Annotated in this window: 14 protein-coding genes; 9 read left to right on the top strand and 5 right to left on the bottom strand. The window is 39.4% G+C overall.

The features are described from left to right. Window positions 1–40: 40 nt before the first annotated feature. The gene (locus tag BLR86_RS09200) at window positions 41–877 is read left to right on the top strand and encodes a YihY/virulence factor BrkB family protein (protein ID WP_090760571.1); all 837 of its coding nucleotides are present in this window, start codon (window positions 41–43) and stop codon (window positions 875–877) included. A gap of 211 nt (window positions 878–1,088) precedes the next feature. Here BLR86_RS09200 and BLR86_RS09195 read toward each other — a convergent pair whose 3' ends face one another. Next, window positions 1,089–3,005 carry a heavy metal translocating P-type ATPase gene (locus BLR86_RS09195; protein WP_090760569.1) on the bottom strand — a complete coding sequence of 639 codons (1,917 nt, stop codon included), beginning with the start codon at window positions 3,003–3,005 and terminating at the stop codon, window positions 1,089–1,091. Between the two features lie 235 nt (window positions 3,006–3,240). Beyond that, window positions 3,241–4,419 (bottom strand): MFS transporter, encoded by a 1,179-nt coding sequence (locus tag BLR86_RS09190; protein ID WP_090760567.1) that lies wholly within the window; start codon window positions 4,417–4,419, stop codon window positions 3,241–3,243. Window positions 4,420–4,796: 377 nt separating this feature from the next. Between BLR86_RS09190 and cax the strand changes: the two genes are divergently transcribed. The 7 genes from cax to rlmD all read left to right on the top strand — a co-directional run bounded on the left by cax (window position 4,797) and on the right by rlmD (window position 12,196). Further along, window positions 4,797–5,849, top strand: coding sequence for a calcium/proton exchanger (cax, locus tag BLR86_RS09185; protein WP_175492834.1), 1,053 nt, complete (start codon window positions 4,797–4,799; stop codon window positions 5,847–5,849). A 338-nt stretch (window positions 5,850–6,187) separates the two neighbouring features. Continuing rightward, window positions 6,188–6,817: a YczE/YyaS/YitT family protein gene (locus BLR86_RS09180; protein WP_090760565.1), complete on the top strand. Its 630-nt coding sequence runs from the start codon at window positions 6,188–6,190 to the stop codon at window positions 6,815–6,817. Between the two features lie 146 nt (window positions 6,818–6,963). Beyond that, window positions 6,964–7,773, top strand: a complete 810-nt coding sequence (locus BLR86_RS09175) for a YfkD famly protein (RefSeq protein ID WP_090760563.1) — start codon at window positions 6,964–6,966, stop codon at window positions 7,771–7,773. Between the two features lie 91 nt (window positions 7,774–7,864). After that, window positions 7,865–8,062 carry an SE1561 family protein gene (locus BLR86_RS09170; RefSeq protein WP_090760561.1) on the top strand — a complete coding sequence of 66 codons (198 nt, stop codon included), beginning with the start codon at window positions 7,865–7,867 and terminating at the stop codon, window positions 8,060–8,062. A 131-nt stretch (window positions 8,063–8,193) separates the two neighbouring features. Beyond that, complete coding sequence (locus BLR86_RS09165; RefSeq protein WP_090760559.1) at window positions 8,194–9,738, top strand: fumarate hydratase; 1,545 nt, start codon at window positions 8,194–8,196, stop codon at window positions 9,736–9,738. A gap of 156 nt (window positions 9,739–9,894) precedes the next feature. After that, window positions 9,895–10,701, top strand: coding sequence for a delta-lactam-biosynthetic de-N-acetylase (gene pdaA, locus BLR86_RS09160; protein WP_090760557.1), 807 nt, complete (start codon window positions 9,895–9,897; stop codon window positions 10,699–10,701). A 106-nt stretch (window positions 10,702–10,807) separates the two neighbouring features. Further along, window positions 10,808–12,196 carry a 23S rRNA (uracil(1939)-C(5))-methyltransferase RlmD gene (rlmD, locus tag BLR86_RS09155; RefSeq protein WP_090760555.1) on the top strand — a complete coding sequence of 463 codons (1,389 nt, stop codon included), beginning with the start codon at window positions 10,808–10,810 and terminating at the stop codon, window positions 12,194–12,196. Window positions 12,197–12,693: 497 nt separating this feature from the next. Here rlmD and BLR86_RS09150 read toward each other — a convergent pair whose 3' ends face one another. The 3 genes from BLR86_RS09150 to BLR86_RS09140 form a co-directional block, all read right to left on the bottom strand. After that, window positions 12,694–14,334 carry a M28 family peptidase gene (locus BLR86_RS09150; RefSeq protein ID WP_217642373.1) on the bottom strand — a complete coding sequence of 547 codons (1,641 nt, stop codon included), beginning with the start codon at window positions 14,332–14,334 and terminating at the stop codon, window positions 12,694–12,696. Between the two features lie 503 nt (window positions 14,335–14,837). Continuing rightward, a complete protein-coding gene (locus BLR86_RS09145; protein ID WP_090760550.1) occupies window positions 14,838–15,413 on the bottom strand; it encodes a TasA family protein in 576 nt (191 codons plus the stop codon). A 230-nt stretch (window positions 15,414–15,643) separates the two neighbouring features. Further along, entirely contained in the window at window positions 15,644–18,304 is a 2,661-nt protein-coding gene (locus BLR86_RS09140) for a M14 family metallopeptidase (RefSeq protein WP_090760548.1), read from the bottom strand. A gap of 1,686 nt (window positions 18,305–19,990) precedes the next feature. Here BLR86_RS09140 and BLR86_RS09135 point away from each other — a divergent pair. Further along, on the top strand, window positions 19,991–20,437 hold the full coding sequence (locus BLR86_RS09135) for a hypothetical protein (protein ID WP_090760546.1): 447 nt from the start codon (window positions 19,991–19,993) through the stop codon (window positions 20,435–20,437). The last annotated feature ends 46 nt before the right edge of the window (window positions 20,438–20,483 follow it).

Here is a 20,483-nt window from a genome sequence, read left to right as displayed (position 1 = left end):
GGTTCGATGATTCGTTTCCATGTAAAGGAGAGGTAAAGAAATGGAGAAGGCCGTGAATGTTCGAAAATCTTTAGTGAAATTGCTATGGCACCGAATTGAAGAAGATGATATTTCAGGGCAATCTGCCCAACTTGCCTATTTTTTTCTGCTTTCTTTATTCCCACTCCTTATATTCATTTTTACGTTAATGCCCTATTTGCAGATTCCCTATCATGACATTCTTGGGAGTATTCGCGAGTTTGCACCCCCGCAGACAATGGAATTAATTGAAAAGAATGTAAATTATGTGATGAATAATCGAAATGGCGGATTGCTTTCCATTGGGATTATTGGGACGATGTGGTCGGCTTCTAATGGAATTCATGCCTTAGTTAGGGCTTTTAACAAGGCATACAATGTGAAAGAAAGTCGTTCCTTTATCGTTTCTAGAGGGATGGCCATCCTGCTGACATTTGGGATGATCTTAGTATTTATCGTCGCTGTGTTGCTACCGATATTTGGAAGGGAGATTGGGGTATTTCTCTTTTCTTATTTAGGGTTTAAAAGTGAATTTCTTCAGATTTGGGATATGTTAAGATTGGTGGTTAGCGCCCTTATATTATTTGTTATTTTCACCGGTTTATATTGGATTGCCCCAAATGTAAAATTACGCTGCAAAAGTGCTTTTCCTGGTGCAGCATTTGCAACAATCGGTTGGATTCTTTCATCCTATGCGTTATCCTTCTACGTTGGCAATTTCGGTAACTTTTCACTAACATACGGAAGTATTGGAGCCATTATTGTTTTATTGATTTGGTTATACATATCTGGTTTTATCATCATCATTGGCGGCGAAATTAACGCCTTTTATAGTGAAAAGAACAAATCAAATTGTTAAAAAATGACTCGACTTTTTCATGAAGGTATTTGCCAATAATATAGATGGGGAACACTACAATCATTAGGGGGTTCATCATGGCAAAACATACAAAAAAAGATGGCGGCACTAAGCAAAAAGGTAAAGGAAGTAAAGGAAATAAAACCTCTAGTTCTGCAAACGGCAGTAACGGATACCATTAAATAAAACCGGGCTTTTACAGCCCGGTTTGTTAATTTTTAAGTAGTCTTAAGCTATTAAGAATCACAAGGATAGTACTGCCTTCATGCCCAATTACCCCAAATGGTAAATCAAGCAATTGAAAAAAGTTAGATGAAATTAACAGCATGATCACGGTTATCGAGAAAATAACATTTTGTTTGATGATCCGATTCATCCGTTTTGAAAGATTAATAGCTTCAGCAATCCTTGGTAAATCATTTTTCATTAACACGACATCTGCTGTTTCAAGGGCAACATCCGTGCCTTCCCCCATTGCAATCCCTACATTTGCAATCGCTAATGCGGGTGCATCGTTTATTCCATCTCCAACCATTGCGATCGTTTCGTATTTTTCCATCAACTTTTTAAGCTGCTCCACTTTTTCTTCAGGGAGACATTCAGCAAAGAACTGATCTACATGGCTTTCATCAGCAATTGCCTGTGCTGTTTTCTCACTATCACCAGTCAGCATAACCGTGTAAATTCCCTGTTTTCTTAGATGTTCGATCGCAGTTTTTGTTTCTTCTCTCACAACATCTTTTAAAGCCATCATTGCAGCAAGAACACCATTAACTTGGACATAAACAAGAGTATTCCCCTTGCTGGCAAGTTCAGCGGCTTTTCCATCAGCAAAAGCTACGGCAGCTTCTTTCCCGACGAAATCCGCTTTTCCAATTTTCCACTGCTCTCCGTTTATTTCCGCTTTTACACCCCAACCAGCTACATCTTCTAAATTCTCTGGTTGAATAAGGTCCTGCTTATTATGTTCTTTCACATATTTAACAATCGATTGTGCTAAAGGATGATTCGACTGATTTTCTATGGAAGCAGCTTTCCATAATAACTCATCTTTATCGAATGTTTCATCTACAATGACATCGGTAACTTCAGGTTTCCCTTTTGTAAGTGTCCCGGTCTTGTCAAAGGCGATTGCTTTTAAGTGGCTTAGGTTCTCTAAATGGACACCGCCTTTTACTAAAATCCCTCTTTTTGCTCCATTTGAAATGGTAGAGAGTGTTGCTGGCATGATGGAAGCAACAAGGGCACAAGGGGAGGCGACAACCAACAATATCATTGCCCGATAAAACGACTCATTCCAGCTCCAATCAAGTAAGAAATAGGGTAAGAACATCATCATAACAACAACAGCTAATACTGTTTTCACATAGGTTCCTTCAAAACGTTCGATAAACTGCTGTGATGGAGATTTTTCACTTTGAGCCGATTGGACGAGTTCAATAATTTTATGAAAGAGTGTTTCATTGCTTGCTTTGGTTGTTTGCACGGTGATGGCGCCTGTTAAATTTACAGTACCAGCAAACACTTCTGTATCCAGCCCTTTCGAAACAGGCATAGATTCTCCAGTGATAGCAGCTTCGTCAATGTTTGTATAGCCATTCTTAATGACTCCATCTGAAGGAATTCTTTCCCCTGGTTTTACAAGGATTTGATTTCCTACCTTTAGCTCGGAAACAGGCACGCGCCGTTCAATCCCATTATTAATTAGCAGGGCTTCTTCAGGCTGCAGCTTCATTAACGAGGAGATCTCTTTATGACTTTTATTCATTGTATAGGTTTCTAATGCACCACTTACAGCAAAGATAAAAATCAGAATCGCGCCTTCTGTCCAGTAGCCAATAATCGCAGAACCTATGGCAGCAAAGATCATGAGCATTTCAACGTTTAGCTCTTTGTTTTCGTAAGTGGCTTCAATTCCTTCCTTGGCTTTAGCGAATCCGCCGATTACAAAAGCCAATAAATAAAAGATGATCGAAGTAACATGATCCCCCATTTTGTCCGTTATCCAACCTGCTGCAATGAATACTCCGCTTAAACCAGCTGCAATTAGTTCTGCATGTGGTTTTATTTTTTCAAATATACCTACATTTGGTAGCCCTTTGGATAATCTCTTCGCATCCGCACTCATTTTATGTTCCCTCCCCGAATTATCGATATGTCTAGAGACAAGTGTACTATTCTAATTGAGAAAAATAATCATCTTCACTACCCTTAAAAAACACGAAAGCTGTCATCAAGGAGATGACAGCACAGACTGTGGAGCTATCATCAAAGTGATGACAGCGGACTTTCAAAGGTTTATTTTATTACCTTAATTTTATCATACATTTTATGTTAAGAATATAAATTTTCTCCATAAAAGCTTAGGAGTTATGCTGCTCTACCATCGGGAAAGTTTTTTTGCCAAAAACATAAATAACGATGGATAAAAGTAGCAGCATGGTACTGATAATATAAAAGAAACTGATTCCTTTGGAAAACTGTATAAATACCCCACCGATTATCGGTCCGCTTAAGCTGCCTAAACTAAAAAAGATTCCGCATAATAAATTCCCAGTAGGTAATAGATTCCGTGGTACTAAATCCGTCATATAGCTGATACCGAGTGAAAAGGTGGAGCCTACAACCATTCCTGATAATAGGAAGGAAACGAATAACCCGATAAATGAATGTTCAAAAATACTTGCAGACGTAAAAGTTAAGAATCCAAGTAAAAGAATAATCATTAAGATTTTTCTTCGTCCATATTGATCGCTTAAAACACCTAATGGCAGCTGTGTGATGACAGCACCAACCGCAAAGGCTGTTAACACGAGTGAAACACTTGCTACGTCAATATCCATTCGTAACGCATAAACCGGAAAACTGCCATTTAAAGAGGATTCTAAGAAACCGTAGCAGAAAGGCGGGAGGAAGGCTACCCAGCCATATTTCATCGTTTTACTAAAGCGCTTCAGGGTGTTGAAAAATGAATTAATCCCAACTTCCTGTTCTGGAAACTCGTTCTTAAGTACAAAAACAAATAGCCAGCCGATTAAGCAGAAGATGGAAGAAACAATAAAGGGCAGTGATTCATTGACGTTTACAAGAGGTGTCATCAATGGTCCGCTCGCAAAGCCAATACCAAAAAATAATCCATACAGTGAAATATTCCGGCCTCTTTTTTCAGTTGGGGAGGAGGAAGTAATCCAAGTTTGAGTGGCAAAGTGCAAGGCGTGGTCACCAATACCAATCAGCGCCCGTAAACAGAACCAAAACCAAAAGGATTTCCACAAAGGAAACATTGCCAGGGCAAGGACCACAAGCCCGCCTCCAAGAATAATCGTTGGTTTATATCCATATTTTCGAAGAGGTGTTTCCATAAAAGGTGAAACAAGCAGAATCCCGATATAGAGTGCAGTTGCGTTTAACCCGTTAAGGGATGACGATACTCCGCCTTTTTCAAAAATAACCGCGATAAGGGGCAAAAGCATTCCTTGTGAAAAACCAGAAATGGCAACAATCGTTACTAAAATCCAGAGTCGAGAATTATTTTTATTCATAATAGATTCCTCGTTATTTATTGATTGGTAACACCATAAAATGGCTACATTGAAGATGGTAACGAGAAAACAAAGCATTTGCAAGTAAAAAAATCTGTTCTTTTTTAAACTTGGCAGTTGATTTGAGCTCCAGGCGCTACGCTTTCCGCGGGCGGTCCGGGGAGCCTCCTCGGCGCTGAAGCGCCTGCGGGGTCTCCCCAGCCCCGTCCTCCCGCAGGACTTTGAATTTACTCCCTCGAATAATCACCGCACGAAGAAAATGCGTAGCATTTTCGAGGAGTCGAGCGCCTTCCGCTCAAATCAACAGGTTTTAAAATCAACAATCTCTTTAACGTAGCCTAATATTTTCACAATTTTTATCTTTAGGAGGGAATAATTTGGGAAAAGTATTTATGCTCCTTACTATTATTGGTGTTCCACTTTCCGTTATTGGGACGCTCATGCATTGGCCAACCATGATACTCTTTATCATTTATTGTGTTTCCATCATTGCCCTTGCCAGTTATATGGGGAGAGCGACTGAAAGTCTTGCCATTGTTGCAGGACCAAGAGTCGGTGGACTGTTAAATGCTACTTTTGGGAATGCAGTGGAACTTATCATTTCTATCTTTGCATTACGAGAAGGATTAGTAGGGGTAGTTCTTGCATCATTAACGGGATCTGTACTTGGTAACCTGCTCCTTGTTGCGGGATTATCTTTCTTTATCGGCGGCTTGAAATTTAAAAGGCAGACTTTTAACGTACATGATGCCCGGCATAACTCGGGTCTGCTCATGTTCGCTGTCATCGTTGCATTTGTCATTCCAGAAGTTTTTTCGATGGAAATGAATGAGTCCAAGACATTAACACTAAGTATTGGGATTTCCATTATTTTAATTCTGCTTTATCTTGCAGCGCTATTCTTTAAATTGGTTACCCATCGCGGAGTCTATCAAAGTGAGAAAGCAGAAAAACATCACGAGGAAGAACCTGAATGGGGCAAGGGCAAGGCAATTGGCGTTCTATTGGCTGCTACTTTAGCCGTTGCTTATATTTCTGAAAATCTTGTTCATACGTTTGAATACGTAGCAGAATCCTTTGGATGGACTGAGTTGTTTATTGGGGTAATAATTGTAGCGATAGTTGGTAATGCAGCCGAGCATGCTTCAGCGGTTCTCATGGCCATTAAAAATAAAATGGAAATTGCGGTTGAGATTGCGATAGGATCGACTCTGCAAGTAGCCATGTTTGTTGCACCTGTTCTAGTTCTCCTGTCACTCTTCTTTACCAAAACGATGCCGCTCGTATTTACGATGCCTGAATTAATTGCAATGGTAACCTCAGTCCTGCTCATAGTGGTTATCTCCAATGACGGTGAATCGAATTGGTTTGAGGGACTGACGTTACTTGCTGCCTATTTCATAATGGGGATAGGATTCTTCCTACTATGAACGATAAAAAAAGACTCTAAGCCAATATAGGCTCGGAGTCTTTTTTATTATTTTTTTCGATGTAAGAGTAAGGCATTTAACTGTGCTATAATAGTAAACATTATTCTATATGGGTAAAACCAATCGCATTTCTTGGGACCATCAATCACCAACCTTCATGTTATTTTATAAATGAAAAACACGAGTGTTGAATATCATATCTGAGTGGAATCCCAACCTCCTTACTGGTAAATGGTGGGTCGATTGATTACTGCCCTCCTTTTTTAAAGGTAAGTTTAGTATAACTTATTATTTCAATTTTGTAAATGTTCTGATTATTATTTTTTAAGGAGAAAAAAATGGCATTATTTTATCGTTCTTTATTCTTTGTTTTTGGATTATTTATTATGACCTTTGGTATATGTTTAACCATCAAAGCAGAGCTTGGAGTTGGTGCCTGGGATGCTTTGAATGTGGCTTTGACGGAATGGATTGGCTTAACGATTGGAACATGGGTCATTATTGATGGAGCTGTTTTACTGTTTGTTAATGCTCTTTTGCTAAAAAAAAGACCGGAAATATTATCGCTTCTAACGATTATCTTTATTGGTTCATTGGTCGACTTTTGGATTCTAATTGTATTTGAATCATGGGAATTTAATGGATTTATTATACAATTAGTCACCTTAATTGTGGGGCTTTTCATAATTGGGGTTGGAGCAGCTATATACTTGCAGGCCAAGTTCCCATCAAGTCCAATTGATACTTTTATGATGGCGATTAGGACACGTCTTGGAGTAAATTTAATGACGGCAAAAACTATAGCGGAAATCATCGCTTTAATTCCAGCCCTATTTCTTAAAGGCCCGATTGGATTTGGTACCATCATCATTACCCTTTTGATTGGACCATTTGTCCAACTTTGCTTTCCTTATTTTGAAAAATTACTGAAAAAACTAATCGAAAGCAGTTATCAGGAAAATTATTAGATGAATTTTTCGGGAAAAGTTTTAAGATTTTTTCATTTTTTCAGGAGAAATTTTGAAACTTTTCACTGAAATGGATAAAAATTTTCAACTCCGAAAACACTATGAGCAGACTTATTACTGCTATAGTGCGAAAGGAGTTTTTCTTTGTGAAAAAATTTATCCCTGTGATCACAACACTGCTTTTACTGTTCGTGTTTCTTCCTACGGCATCGGCTGAAAATGCAAATGCTAAAAAGGAACCTGCAACCTATCAAGTTCCTCCTTCGGTTCGCAATATTACCAAGGAAAATACCTATCCCAATTCAACACAGGACTTACCGACCCTGCAGCCAAGTGAGCTAACAAAGAAGCTGATTGACTCGTCAAAGGTTAAAATTGAAAACCCAGATTTAATCCGGATGCTAAATGAGTCGAGCATCAACAGCACCCCTTTTGCACTTGGTTATCGAGCCATCGTCTATCTAGGTCAGTGGCCATTAAATTATGAATCCACAGAAACATCTCCTAACTGGGAATATCAAAAAATTAATACCAATTATTACGACAACCGCGGTGGGAACGTTCCCTACCAAATTCATTATGTTCAAGAAGCACAAAAGATTATTCGCGGCGGGTTGACGGCTAAAATTGCCAACGCCGAAGATGTTAAAAAAATGATGCTGTTAAAGGCTATGGAAAAAACACGCCTCCCGCTTTCCTTTGATACCATAATAGGCGGCGGAACGAAGAATGATCACGTCTACAATATCCCTGTTAATCGCTTAGGATACTTATACGCATACGCACCTGCAGTAAATGAAAAAGGCAAAGTAACCTATGGGGAAGTTTACTTAATGCTTAAGGGGAATAAGAAAATCATCGTCATTAAAAATGTAACCTCACAAGGAATCGGTGCCTGGATTCCAGTACAAGATTACGTATCATTTGGCTTTGCTGCTTCAGAAAGACCAAGATGATTTAGGGGAAAGAACTCCTTATAGGGAGTTCTTTTTTTGAAATGATTGGCGGAAAGTGCTAGGATATTGGGATGGAAGGGGGAGATACAATTTGGGTAGTCCGACACATGATAAAAATTCACAAGTAGATTTTTTAAAGCAACGATTGAACATGTTTCTAGATGTATTGGATGCAATTGATCCAGAGAATACGGATCTTGATGATATCGACAACTTAATCAAAATGATTGATGAGTTAGAATCAAAGTGCAAGGAATTTAACCATCGTGAAACGCCAGAGTCTGTTTAACTACAGGCTCTTTTTTATGAGTGAAACCTTTAACTTTAAATCGGTCGTTTATAGGAGTATAATAATATTTGTCAAATAGTTGTAATTTTTAAATAGATTACGAATCGGGCAAGGGGAAAGGGGTACTTTAGGTGAATATCGAGAAATTTCAGGAGAGCATGTACACGTTAGTCGTGGAAACGTCTACGAAGCTTCCAAAGGATGTCCGCCGTGCAGTTAAAGCGGCAAAGGAGCAGGAAAACGCAGGAACAAGCGCAGCGATGAGCCTCGCTACCATTACCAATAATATAAAAATGGCAGATGATCAAGTATCACCTATTTGTCAGGACACAGGATTACCAACATTTAAAATTAAAACTCCTGTTGGTGTGAATCAATTGGAATTAAAAGAAGCCATTAAAAATGCAATTGTAATCGCAACCAAAGAAGGTAAACTTCGTCCTAACTCTGTAGATTCACTTACAGGAGAGAACAGTGGAGACAATCTTGGAGCAGGTTTACCGGTTATTAAATTTGATCAATGGGAAAAAGATTATATCGACGTTCGTCTGATTTTAAAAGGCGGCGGCTGTGAAAATAAAAACATCCAGTATAGTTTGCCATGTGAACTAGAAGGACTAGGCAGAGCAGGGCGTGACCTTGACGGCATTCGTAAATGTGTGATGCACTCCGTTTACCAGGCTCAAGGACAAGGCTGTAGTGCCGGCTTCATTGGCGTAGGTATTGGCGGTGACCGTTCATCTGGCTATGATTTAGCAAAGGAGCAGTTATTCCGTTCTTTAGATGACGTGAATCCAAACGAAGACTTGCGCAAGTTAGAAGAGTACGTATTAGAAAATGCTAATAAATTGGGTATTGGAACAATGGGCTTTGGTGGAGAAGCAACTTTGTTAGGATGTAAGGTTGGAGTTATGAACCGGATTCCAGCGAGCTTTTATGTATCCGTTGCGTACAATTGCTGGGCTTTCCGTCGTTTAGGCGTAAGTGTGGATCCAGTGTCAGGAGAAATTAATGAGTGGATGTACCAAGATGGTGAGTTCATTGACTTTGCCCAAACAGAAGCTGAAAAAGAAGCGGCAGCTGCTATTTCAGAGAAGGTCATCAGCCTTCAAGCACCAATCACTGAAGAACAAATTCGTGAATTAAAGGTCGGCGATGTTGTCCAAGTTAACGGTATGATGTATACCGGCCGTGATGCAATTCATAAATACTTATCTGATCACGATTCACCCGTTGATTTGAATGGCCAAGTTATTTACCACTGCGGCCCTGTTATGTTAAAAGATAAGGAAGGCATCTGGCATGTAAAAGCAGCCGGTCCGACAACAAGTATTCGTGAGGAGCCTTACCAAGGCGACATTATGAAGAGATTTGGTATTCGTGCTGTTATTGGAAAAGGCGGAATGGGTCCTAAGACATTAGCTGCTCTTAAAGAGCACGGCGGCGTTTATCTGAATGCGATCGGCGGAGCAGCACAGTATTATGCAGATTGTATCAAGGGAGTCGAAGGCGTAGACCTGATGCAATTTGGTATTCCTGAAGCGATGTGGCACCTGCGAGTGGAGGGCTTCACAGCCGTCGTCACCATGGACTCACACGGAAACAGCCTACATGCAGATGTGGACAAATCCTCGTTAGAAAAATTAACACAGTTTAAAGATCGAGTGTATAAATAGGTTTGGCGGGCAGGCTCCATTTAATTGGGGGTCTGTTCTTTTTTTGTTGGGGGGGTTGTATCCGAATCAGGTGCAGCCCATCCTTTTTCCTTAATATACTAATCATGTTTCCCAACTTGAAACAAACACTATAAAAAACAAATAGGGGGAACATGGATGAAAAAATTACTATGCATCCTTAGTTTGCTGTTGTTAATGGTGCCACAGGTTACATATGGTAATGCTCCCAATAAGCCGATAAGCTGGGGATTTAAGAAAGCTGTTAATGAACAGCAGCCTGATGCAGGGGCAGAGTATGAAAAAACACTTGAAAAATATGGAGCCTTTTATAAGGGCGATCCAAATTCAAAGACCTTATATCTTACCTTCGATAATGGGTATGAGGCAGGCTATACAGGTAAAGTTTTGGATGTACTAAAAAAGGAAAAAGTACCGGCAACCTTTTTTGTAACTGGGCATTATTTAGAATCTCAACCTGAATTGTCGAAGCGAATGGTCGATGAAGGACATATCATCGGAAACCATTCATGGCACCATCCGAATATGACACAAATCAGTGATGAGCGAATTCGTGAAGAACTTCAAAAAGTGAAGGATAAAACAAAAGAAATTACCAGTCAAAAGAACATGAGTTATTTGCGTCCGCCAAGAGGTGTTTTTAGTGAGCACACGATGCAGATTGCCAAAGAAGAAGGTTATACTCATGTTTTCTGGTCGTTGGCATTTGTGGATTGGAATACCAATGCGCAAAGGGGGTGGCAATATTCCTATGACAACATCATGAGACAAATCCACCCAGGGTGTATTTTACTCCTGCACACCGTTTCGAAGGATAATGCCGATGCCCTTGAAAAAGTAATAATAGATTTGAAAAAGAAAGGCTATAAATTTAAAAGCCTTGATGAGTTTCCCCAGAAAAAGAAAGGGCTTTCCCATCTCATTCCAAGTTTCTGGAGAAAGTAAAAATGATAAAAAGGGATGCCGGATTCGAATGAATTCGGCTTTTCTCTGTAAATAATGCTATAATACGGTGAAATCAAACGGTAGCGAAATTTGGAGTGAGAACAATATGAAAACAGATCAATCAATAAAAATCCAACTAAATCAAACATTTCCACTTACCATCAAACGACTTGGTATTAATGGTGAAGGGGTCGGTTATTTTAAAAAGCAGGTAGTATTTGTGCCTGGTGCACTGCCAGGTGAAGAGGTAGTGGTCGAGGCAACTAAGATCAATCCTAAATTTGCAGAGGCAAAAATAAAAAAGATTCGCATCCAATCACCGCATCGCGTTCAGCCGCCATGTCCGGTATATGAACAATGCGGAGGCTGCCAGTTGCAGCATTTAAAATATGACCAGCAATTGAAAGAAAAACGTGATATTGTCATCCAATCACTTGAACGGCATACGAGACTTGCCGTTGATCAACTCGATATCCGTGAAACCATTGGTATGGATGACCCATGGGGCTATCGCAACAAGAGCAGTTTTCAACTTGCAGGAAGGGACGGCAAGGTGTTGGCGGGATTGTATGGTCTGAACTCGCATCAACTCATCGATATTGAACATTGTGCTGTCCAGCATTCCCAAACGAATGAAGCGGTTAATGCAGTTAAAAAAATTCTCGAAGAGCTAAAAATAACGATTTATAATGAAAAGTCACGCAAAGGCATTGTTAGAACGATAGTTACCCGCGTAGGAGTGCAAAGTGGCGAGCTACAGGTTGTGCTCATTACGAATCAAAAAGAATTACCGAAGAAAGAGCAGATTATCAAGGAAATTCAAAAACGTCTTCCAAATGTGAAATCAATCGTCCAAAACGTCAATGAGCAAAAAACGTCGCTGATTTTTGGCGAGGAAACCATGCCGTTAGCAGGAGAAGAGTTTATCCAAGAAACATTGGGTGACCTGCAATTTGAGCTTTCAGCAAGAACGTTCTTTCAGTTGAATCCTGTGCAAACTATTAAGCTTTATAATGAAGTGAAAAATGCTGCGGCACTGACAGGTAAGGAAAAGATAATCGATGCTTATTGTGGAGTGGGAACGATTGGCTTATGGCTGGCAGATCAGGCGGCAGAAGTGCGTGGAATGGATGTAATTCCGGAATCGATTGAGGACGCTAAGAAAAATGCAAAGCGCCACGGGTTCACCAATACAAAGTATGTACCAGGAAAAGCAGAAGAAGTCCTGCCTAAATGGGTAAAAAAGGGTTGGAAGCCAGATGTCATCATCGTCGATCCACCTAGGACAGGCCTTGACGGACAATTAATCCAAACCATCTTGCAGTCAGAAGCAGAAAAGCTTATTTATATTTCATGCAACCCATCCACGTTGGCAAAAGATATTCAAATGTTAAGTGCCAAATATGAAGTCAAATATATACAGCCTGTGGATATGTTTCCGCAGACGGCGCACGTCGAGTGTATCTCGCAGCTCATTTTAAAAGAAGGCAACTAACCCTTAGCTTCTGTTTGGATAGATGGAATCAATCACAAGGCGGAAAATATTTATTGGAGAAAAGAATAATATTGTTACTCACTCGGCTTCTGTTTCGGAATATGCTGATATTGTACTGGAGATTAGAAACGGCAGCTTGAGTAAAAGATATTAAAGCAAGACAAATAGCTATAAAAATCAAGTTGATTTTTATAGCTATTTTACATTCTTCAATCTTCCTCTTATTCGGCTCGATTGTGGAAGATGTTATGAAGAAAATATTCAAGAACTACGTTGAGCCATTTAATGAAAAAGGGACATAGCGAAAGCATTAAATAATGTAACCGAAGCAAATACAACAATTAGATTCTTTAATTATTAAACCCATGCTGGCAATTGAAATCAAGTTATTAAAATATCAAATATCCTTGGGGCTTCCCAAGGATATTTGGTTGCTTATCTGGAGATTCCTTAGGAATCACGCTGTTCGCCAGGCATTCATCTGTTTGACTATGAATCTATGAAGCTTTATTTAGTGATGCATCTTCATTCTTACCACTATTTTTCTGGAAACCAATTAGATCAGAAATGGCTTTAAAAACTACATCCCCGGTAAGTTGTAATCTTTCAGGGCTAACATGCTCTATTTTATCCTCTAACGAGTGATAATAAGGCTCGATATTAGCTCCCCCAGGTGGTGTTCCAGGTTCCATCCATATGAACAGTGCTGAAGATACCCCTTTCTCGTGGAATGGAACATGATCAGACCTACTCAACATATGAACAGGCAATAAATCTTTATTAATATCTAGTTTTTCAGCAGCCTGGTGTGTTGATTGCGAAACAAGATTCGATTTCCCATCTACAGTATTAATAAAAAGTTGCGAGGCAGGAACCCAAGCGGTACCAGTCATATCCATCTGAAACTGAGCTTTTGTTCTGTTAACTTCATCTTGTGACAAATTACCGATATGGTATCGCGAGCCGACAAATCCAAGTTCTTCGCCCCCAAATGCAGCGAAGCGTAATTCTTTATCGCCATCATAGTCCTTAAAGATCCTTGCCAACTCCATTAGTGTAGACGTTCCAGAGGCGTCATCATTGGCACCTGGCGCGAATGGAACACTGTCCAAATGTGAGCCAATGTAATATATTTCAGGATTTGCAACGCCTTTTGGCTTTTTAACAGCGATTACATTGACTGTTTTTTGATTCGTAAGTGTTTTAATTGAAAGTTGGACTTCCACATTTCCCTTTGACAGTTGAGAAACAAATGCTTCCCCATCCTTCTTGGTAATTGCCCCAACCGGAATGTTAGGGCGTACGGTGCCTAGGGATACAGATGGAAGGGTAAAACGATCCTGGTTGTCATATATAAGGACACCTATCGCACCTGCAGCCATTGCGTTGGTCGCCTTGGCCCCGGCAGTGATTCCACCATTTTGTATTAAAGCGATTTTGCCACTCGCTGCCGCAGTGAAATCACCCGGTTGGCCTGTACCCGCATTATATAGATTTCCAGTGATCCCGTTTCCGGTCGTTTGCGGGGCATTGCTAACTGCCCTTAATGGAATGATCTTGTTATTATCAGAGAGTACCTTAAGCAGCAATTCTGTCCGATTGCTTCTTGGGGCTTCCTCGATTTTGGTCTCATAGCCGTAACTTTTCAACACACTTTCAATGTATTCAGCACCTGCTCTCTCTCCGTCGCTGCCTGCCTCCCTTGGCCCAATATCAACACTTAGATGTTTGATATGCTGCATAACATTATCAGAGTTAAATGGACCATTAATTTTTCCAATCACGTATTGCGTGTACGTATTCAGAACATCATGCGCTATTCCGGAAATGCCTCCGTTGCTTTTCTGATTATCAAGCAGGCGTTTAAAACTCTGCATTTGCTTAATTACCTTGTCAGTCTGTCCTTGTTTTTGAAAAAGAGCTACTCCGCTAAGGTGCATTTTTAAGGTACGGACCGCGATATCATTCCGGATATTCCCATCTTCTTTAAAATAATCAATTTGTTTTTCCATGTCCGCGAAAACATTTCCTGTATGTGGCATATCATTGAAAATTCGATTTTCCGCAGCCGTAGAACTCATTAGGTTCGTACCAAGCAGAAGTGCCATTATGATCGCCATGACAAAACTTTTTTTCAAACCAAACCTTTTCATCATAATCCTCCCTTTGTTTTTTTTTTCAGTCTAATACTTGCCTTTTTGTAACATTCCGCGCCTTTAAGTTGAAAACATTAGCAGCGTGGTAAACTTTCCACTCTTCCCAAATTCTTAACAAGGCTCTTAAGGCAGCCATACCCGTATCATTTTACAAAGAAATCCAAGAACCTTTTATTTAACCTCAATTCCTATGTAACTAAAGGGAAGTGCCTCTTAAGCAACCTAATGGGAAAGCGCTTGCAAATCACCTCCCTTCATTTTTTTATGATCCATTTTCCTACGTCCCTCTTCTCAAGATTCAAGAGTGGTGTAATCATTCCATAGAGAGATACTATAAAATTGCAAACACATCATAATGAGGCTCGAATTCCAATTTGGTCAAACAATACAAGTCTAGTAATCTATCTCTTAAACTTAAATTCATAAGAGAAGGGTCCCACCAAAAGGCAAGTCTTTCGGTGAATACCCTTCCTTTAATTTAAACCTTATTTCTCCTCGCCACCCATTTGGTTAGCTACAAATGTCCAAGTAAGTTTTAAAGAGTCACCTTGGAATTGATTTTGATCATTACCATTATCAACAAAGTTGAATTTAACAACCAGATCATTCAAATCACCAACAGCAAGTCCATTGTTACCGAAAATATTATCCGCAACTGCATCCGGGGTCATGTTTTTTAAGTCAGCTAATGTTGTTTCATAAACTACTTCATTTAACTTATCCATGTTATATAAGAACTCCACTTGGATATGCTTAGCAAAGTCTTCAGTGTTATCCCCTTTTGCATCAATCAATGTATAATCTGTTTTCAATGTCACGTCCTTGATATTAAGGGAACCTTTGTTAATAAGTTCAAAAGTACGAGACATAGAATCTCCAGGCTTAAGATTATCCAGATTAACGAACTCAGTAGGGTTAACAGATAAATCCAATGTTCCCGCAGCAAATGTATAAGTTGATGTTTCGGTATCGCTAAAGTAAGCATATGTAGCTCCACCTACTAGTGCTAGACCCAACATTCCAGACATAATGCCCATTCCTAAACTTTTCTTAAAACCCATTAATAATTCCCCCTCATAATTTTTGCGTATTTTTGTCCCCTCATCATGGTTGAGATTCCATTTGAGGAGTTAAATCCGTAATTCCTTAAATTATTGATTCTATCCCCTTGTGACAAGGTGAACTGTCACAAGGAGATAGCTTGTCCACTAGCGGATAAAGCTAGGATGCTTTAGCAGTGGCACCATTTTTAGTTGTGGGCCATTACTCTATCAATTTCAAAACTAGTGTCTCACTTCACAGTTAAATAGTCAGCGTAGGCAAGGATAGAATTATATGCCTTTTCTGAAATCACGCCAGTTTTCTTTTGGCTGTCAAGCAATGTCTTAAAGGTTCCCAAATGCTTTAGAATTTTTTCAGTAGCCCCTTGTTTTTCATAAACCTCTAATGCACTTAAATGTGTTGTTAGCTGACGAACAGCCGGAGTATTTGTGAATCCGCCTTCTTTGTCAAAGCGGTTTACAAGGGCTATTAAGTCTGCAGCTCCAGGCTCTTTAGTTTGGTCGCCGCCAATTGTAAGTGTTACAGAATTATAGTTATTATCTTTACCTTTTGGATCGTAATTATTTTCAACATTCCTTGCCGCATCGACGGAGAAGTATTTAATCGTTGTAGTGGCATCAATTTTTAGTTTTTCTGCACCCTCACGAATTCCAGAAAGCTGAATTTTAGCTGAATCAAACGTTGGGCGGCTTCCGTCTAATGTGTAATAAACAGTAGCCGGTTCACTTGTTTCAATATCCACCTCAACTGGTTTAGCATATCTTCCACTTCCAGGTACAGCCTTTGATTCAGGGTTTGTCTTATCCCCAGCTTGTTCTAACGCCACTTCAAGCATTCCGATAAATCCATTTGCAAATTCCATCGCCTCTTCATGACCTTCTGTATAAACAGGCTGGAATCCGACAGAAACCCAACTTCTACCATTCCATAATGGTGCACCTACTTCAAAGTTCCAAGCATAGATGCCTTTTGCATACCATAAATAATCAGCTGAGTTACCTGCAGCGGAATACAATACATCAGGAATTGGGCCTGTCCGTGTTGGTTGAATGACCGTTCCGCGGTGATCCTGAATAACCTTTAGGATATGTTCAGATGCTTTCCAATAAAATGCTTCTTCCCCAGCTGTTGGACGAGGGAGCATTACACGGTTTGCATCATATGCACCTGGAGACCACATAAAGTAGCCGCCATGGCTATGGATATTCATAGAGAATTTAAGGTTATCAAATTGATCCGCTAACCATACGAGATTCTTTGCTTCAGGCTCAGAGTTTTCAGAAGGCCCTGCAAATGTGTCACTTGTACAGCTTGTTGAAGCACCGATAAAACCATCGAATAATGACCCGATAGAGTGATTTCGGTTAAGGTCGACACCCCAGCTGTTGCGGGCATTATAATCTGAAGATCCTTCTGGTCCACAGTGATTTGTCATGTTTCTGCGCTGCATATTGTAGTCGTAGACGCTGTAATTGGCACCATCAGGGTTAACCGTTGGAACGATGAAAATATCAAGATTATCGACCAGTTTTCTTGTTTCTTCGTCATGAGCATAGTTTCTCAGCAAACGCTCTGCCGATTCCATAGAAACAAGCGGTGTAACCCATTCACGAGCATGTTCTTGTGAGTAACCAAGTACACCCGGTTTAGAACCATCTCGAACTTTACCTATACGGAATGCTCTTACCGTCATAGGCTCACGGGAAACCTCTGCAGGAGCTTTTAGGCCATCAGTTAATTTTGCCGTTAGTGCCCCAACAACTCCAGTTCCGCTGTTTCCACGGTATGTCGTTGCCGAAACAAGGTCGCTGGCATCCTTGTTTAGAGCATCAACAACTTGTTTAGCAGTACTTGTAATCTTGCCAGAAGAATCTGTTGCCAATTGAACAACAATCTTTTTATCTGTCTTGATTACATTTATAGTGCGATTTGCTGCATTAGGGTTCACGAAGCTGACTTCAACACCGTTACCGCCTTCATGTCCCCAAGCTTTCGATGTAACAGAAACGGAAGCATTTGTAAGAGTTCCCATTAATGCCTGTGCATGACGTCTGTAGCCATTTGATTTATTTGGCATTACAACGATCTCTACAAGCTCAGGGAATTCTGCCGCCAATTGATCCATTTTGGCATTCATTTCTGCAGGCGTCATATAATGATCAACAAACCCAGTTACATAGTGCTCACCTGGCTCAGGCCTTTCCCCGCCAAGCCATTCTGTTACATTACTTGTCCCAGTTGCTCCTTTATTACTAACAATTGTAACAGTTGATGGAATGCCTGTTATAGGCAGTTCTAAATAGTGGTATAGATACGCCCCATAATCACTTCTTTTTGCTAATGTTGCCGATTTTTCTACGCCATTCTCTGTCCAGCGAGCGGTTAGTACTGTTCCCGCTACTTCTCCAACACTGGATTTCGCTTCAACGTAAAGGAAGGTTGCTGATTGGTTCGTGTAATGATTTGCACGAAGAATTTGCATCGTTTCTTCCTGAGCAGCTAGACCTGCATTCCGTTGAACCGTTCTGTTTCTTTCATCTACTCTTTTTTCCCATACCTGCTCAGTCATTAATGTTTCCGTCACTTTAATTCCAAGTTTCTCTAGCAGCTTAACTTCCGATGGAGTAACGACTGCTTCTACTTCCCACACTCCATTGTGCTCATGGATCCCGTGATCAAAATCGATTTCGAGTTCCCTGATTTTTTTTGCTGCTGCTTCGTTAGGAATTTCAAGTGTGACAACTGAGAAGCTTTCTTCTTGCTGGATTAACTCTTCGTTTACAGTTTCAGCAAAGATAGGCGAGCCTAGACCAGTGAACAAGGTTGATGCTACAAGTGCTGTACCGGTCGCTAAAACTACTAATTTGTCTTTCAAAGTCCTTTTCCTCAACTATTTACACCCCCTAATAGATTTGGTAAAGCAAGTCTTAGTATAAGTGTAAAATTGGGAATTTTCAGTCATATTATGTCACGAAACCACAGAACAGTTTTACAAATACCTACATAAAATTGAAATATTGGGATTTAGTATAATATTTGTGAATACTTTAATCTTTAAGAATAAAGTACCTCTCAACGAGAGAATTCAATTTTCTTTATAAAGAAAACCAACAAGATATCTTTTACTGAAATAATTTGAATTTCTTTATTTTTGTACTTATTAAATATTTTTTATCGAAAAAAAAAGAATAATAGAGGATTCAGTCATAAAAATAAATAAACATTATTAGTACTTTTCTTAAGTCATGCCGGATGAATGTAAAAATTAGAATCTGAAATATGTGCTCATTTACATCAATACCAACTAGATTCGATCCCATGGCTTGCATGGCAACTCTGTTTCTAAGTGTTCAATTGCTTTTTTTCCTTCATTGAACAAGTTATGATAATTAACCTAATATCTCACCGCTTACGATTTTATGTGATGTAGTTTAATTTTATTGGTTAATGTTTAACGTTATTGTTTTGATACCAAAATGCTGGCTGTAAAAAGGGGTTGAAAGGAATCTATGGAGAAGTCTACAAATTCAAAAGTAAAAGGCAATTTTTTATTCTTGTGTATTCACACACCACATAATTCAAAAAGTTTATCCGTACCTGGGAAGACTCTCAAATACGGTGTATAGATAGAATATATGTTTAATCTATTTATATTTTTGGAGGTTATTATAAAAAAACGAATATGGAAGAACTTTTTTCAATTCTATCAATTATGCGGTGCTACATGTCAGGTGTTGGTAAATTTCGAAAGATATTGTTTTTGCTTCTGAGAAACTTTTTGTGTCTGTGGAATATTCTGTGAACCAAGATAATTCGGGGTGCACTAGGCATCCTTACCAATAATAGCTCAATTCGAATCAATAAAAAGTGGCAATGATCATAGTGACATCATATGAGCAATATTCTCCTTGGTAAAATTATGTCCTTTATCCTCCGACTCTGCAATTTCAGACATTCTTAGATTAGTATTTCATTTCACATTCAGTAACAATCGACTTTCCTAACTATTCCATAGCTTGCCATTTCCCAGAGCATAAAATATTAGGCTCTAAATTTCTTGATCATTAAAGACATTGGCAAGTTATTTATACTAAAATATCACTACAAAACAGGTCAAAATCCAAGAACAATTGACAAATGCTTTGAAAGGTAACCATTAAATACGTCGAATCCTATCTATTAAACAAGTTGCATGAAGGGGATTGTCGATAAAATTTTTTTTATAACAGCAATAATTGGCAAAATATTTATTTAGGAATGCATAGAATTAACACCAAGGTCTAAAAGAATTTATTACATATTTAATAGAGGCATCATCATATTTACGCATCTTGTAAACTTCTGATGGAAGATTCTTCTATTTGTGAGTTGCCAAGCTAACCAATCAGTAGATTTCATGAAAAAGATACGAGTGTGATCTCTCCGAAGGCGTATAACAGTTAAAAGCATATGCCGATGCAATGATTGAGGTCTGGAAATAAGTAAGATTTCCGGATATACCTTCTGTGCGGGGGGTGGCCTGGCACAGGGGGGGGAACAAATATAAAAACTTTTTAAACGTGAAGGTGGCAATTTAATGAAGAGAAAAGCGCCCGTTTTGATGAAGCAATATTGCCAGTTTTCAAAAGTTAAGAAATGGTGTATCACTTTATCAATCCAACTTCTTATCATCACCTATCTACTTTTTTTTATGGTATGTTTCCTAACGACACCTACAACGGCGTATTTCAAAGATGAAGAAAAGATACAAGGAACCATTTCTGCCGCTAAGCGGTTTAATAACAATCAGAAACAGTCAAATGAGTATGTTGATATTCAGCCGGATAAAAATCAAGATGCCGATAAGCAGGCCCGCCAAACGAACTTAGAAGCTGAGCAAATAGAAACAAGCATGGAGGGTTCCGGATCAAGCGATACGTTTAGATCGTCGCAAGGGGAAATGGACGTAAAGCACTCGGATCCAGAGAATTCAATTTCTTTGGAAAAAGACAAAATCTCCGAAACCGAGGCGCACCGAAATTAGAATTGTCAATCTAGGTTCTACATACGCAAGTCCAACACAGATGATG

The organism is Bacillus sp. OK048, from assembly GCF_900103525.1.
GTDB lineage: Bacteria > Bacillota > Bacilli > Bacillales > Cytobacillaceae > Neobacillus.
This window is presented reverse-complemented; position numbering and strand designations above follow the sequence as displayed.

Bases quoted from the DNA above. Each gene is read 5' to 3' on its own strand.
- BLR86_RS09135 (WP_090760546.1), top strand. From the start codon at position 19,991: ATGAAGAGAAAAGCGCCCGTTTTGATGAAGCAATATTGCCAGTTTTCA.
- BLR86_RS09200 (WP_090760571.1), top strand. From the start codon at position 41: ATGGAGAAGGCCGTGAATGTTCGAAAATCTTTAGTGAAATTGCTATGG.
- BLR86_RS09195 (WP_090760569.1), bottom strand. From the start codon at position 3,005: ATGAGTGCGGATGCGAAGAGATTATCCAAAGGGCTACCAAATGTAGGT.
- BLR86_RS09190 (WP_090760567.1), bottom strand. From the start codon at position 4,419: ATGAATAAAAATAATTCTCGACTCTGGATTTTAGTAACGATTGTTGCC.
- BLR86_RS09145 (WP_090760550.1), bottom strand. From the start codon at position 15,413: ATGGGTTTTAAGAAAAGTTTAGGAATGGGCATTATGTCTGGAATGTTG.
- pdaA (WP_090760557.1), top strand. From the start codon at position 9,895: ATGAAAAAATTACTATGCATCCTTAGTTTGCTGTTGTTAATGGTGCCA.
- BLR86_RS09180 (WP_090760565.1), top strand. From the start codon at position 6,188: ATGGCATTATTTTATCGTTCTTTATTCTTTGTTTTTGGATTATTTATT.
- rlmD (WP_090760555.1), top strand. From the start codon at position 10,808: ATGAAAACAGATCAATCAATAAAAATCCAACTAAATCAAACATTTCCA.